The organism is Peribacillus sp. NPDC097675, assembly GCF_050277655.1.
In the GTDB taxonomy this organism is placed as follows: domain Bacteria; phylum Bacillota; class Bacilli; order Bacillales; family DSM-1321; genus Peribacillus.
The window spans coordinates 1-1,078 of sequence record NZ_JBNNSK010000030.1 but is presented as its reverse complement, the minus strand read 5'-3'; the positions used below and the strand labels follow the sequence as shown (position 1 = coordinate 1,078).

The 1,078-nt window shown below is 48.9% G+C and carries 9 tRNA genes and 1 rRNA gene; all 10 read right to left on the bottom strand.

Annotated elements, in window-relative coordinates:
- Positions 1-161: 161 nt before the first annotated feature.
- Positions 162-237, bottom strand: a tRNA-Ala gene (locus ACQKL5_RS21350).
- A gap of 10 nt (positions 238-247) precedes the next feature.
- Positions 248-324 (bottom strand) — tRNA-Pro (locus tag ACQKL5_RS21345).
- 10 nt (positions 325-334) lie between these two features.
- Positions 335-411: transfer RNA gene (locus ACQKL5_RS21340), tRNA-Arg, on the bottom strand.
- A gap of 9 nt (positions 412-420) precedes the next feature.
- Positions 421-509: transfer RNA gene (locus ACQKL5_RS21335), tRNA-Leu, on the bottom strand.
- 12 nt (positions 510-521) lie between these two features.
- Positions 522-596, bottom strand: a tRNA-Gly gene (locus ACQKL5_RS21330).
- 5 nt (positions 597-601) lie between these two features.
- A tRNA-Leu gene (locus ACQKL5_RS21325) sits at positions 602-683 on the bottom strand.
- 9 nt (positions 684-692) lie between these two features.
- A tRNA-Lys gene (locus ACQKL5_RS21320) sits at positions 693-768 on the bottom strand.
- Positions 769-809: 41 nt separating this feature from the next.
- Positions 810-885: transfer RNA gene (locus ACQKL5_RS21315), tRNA-Thr, on the bottom strand.
- Positions 886-901: 16 nt separating this feature from the next.
- Positions 902-977: transfer RNA gene (locus ACQKL5_RS21310), tRNA-Val, on the bottom strand.
- Between the two features lie 11 nt (positions 978-988).
- Positions 989-1,078: ribosomal RNA gene (gene rrf, locus ACQKL5_RS21305) — 5S ribosomal RNA — on the bottom strand; the annotation flags it as partial.

Sequence of the window (1,078 nt, the reverse complement as noted above, 5' to 3'; positions counted from 1 at the left end):
AAATGTTTGACTTGCTCATTTTGCTTTTTTAATAGTGTGTGCTCACTCAAAATTTACGTTGGCGCTTTGTTTTGTTCAGTTTTCAAAGAGCAATTTAGTTTCAATTAAAGTAGCAACCTTGTAATCATAACAAACCTTAATTGATTTGTCAAAGTTTTTTTTGGTGGAGCCTAGCGGGATCGAACCGCTGACCTCCTGCGTGCAAGGCAGGCGCTCTCCCAGCTGAGCTAAGGCCCCAAAAAAATAATGGTCGGGAAGACAGGATTCGAACCTGCGACCCCTTGGTCCCAAACCAAGTGCTCTACCAAGCTGAGCTACTTCCCGAAAAAAACAATGGTGCGCCCGGCGGGAGTCGAACCTACAACCTTCTGATTCGTAGTCAGATGCTCTATCCAATTGAGCTACGGGCGCATATTAAGATGGTGCCGAGGACCGGAATCGAACCGGTACGGTAGTCACCTACCGCAGGATTTTAAGTCCTGTGCGTCTGCCAGTTCCGCCACCCCGGCATAAATAAATAGTGGAGCGAAAGACGGGATTCGAACCCGCGACCCCAACCTTGGCAAGGTTGTATTCTACCACTGAACTACTTTCGCGAACATGCGGGTGAAGGGACTTGAACCCCCACGCCTTGCGGCGCCAGATCCTAAGTCTGGTGCGTCTGCCAATTCCGCCACACCCGCATAATATAATGGTGAGCCATGAAGGATTCGAACCTTCGACCCTCTGATTAAAAGTCAGATGCTCTACCAACTGAGCTAATGGCTCATACTATTTATAAATGCTTTGCATATAAAAATGGATGAAAATGGTGCCGGCAAGAGGACTTGAACCCCCAACCTACTGATTACAAGTCAGTTGCTCTACCAGTTGAGCTACACCGGCAGGTGTATATAAAAAATGGTGGAGGATGACGGGATCGAACCGCCGACCCTCTGCTTGTAAGGCAGATGCTCTCCCAGCTGAGCTAATCCTCCATATTGTATATGCTTGGCGGCGTCCTACTCTCACAGGGGGAAACCCCCAACTACCATCGGCGCTGAAGAGCTTAACTGCCGTGTTCGGAATGGGAACGGGT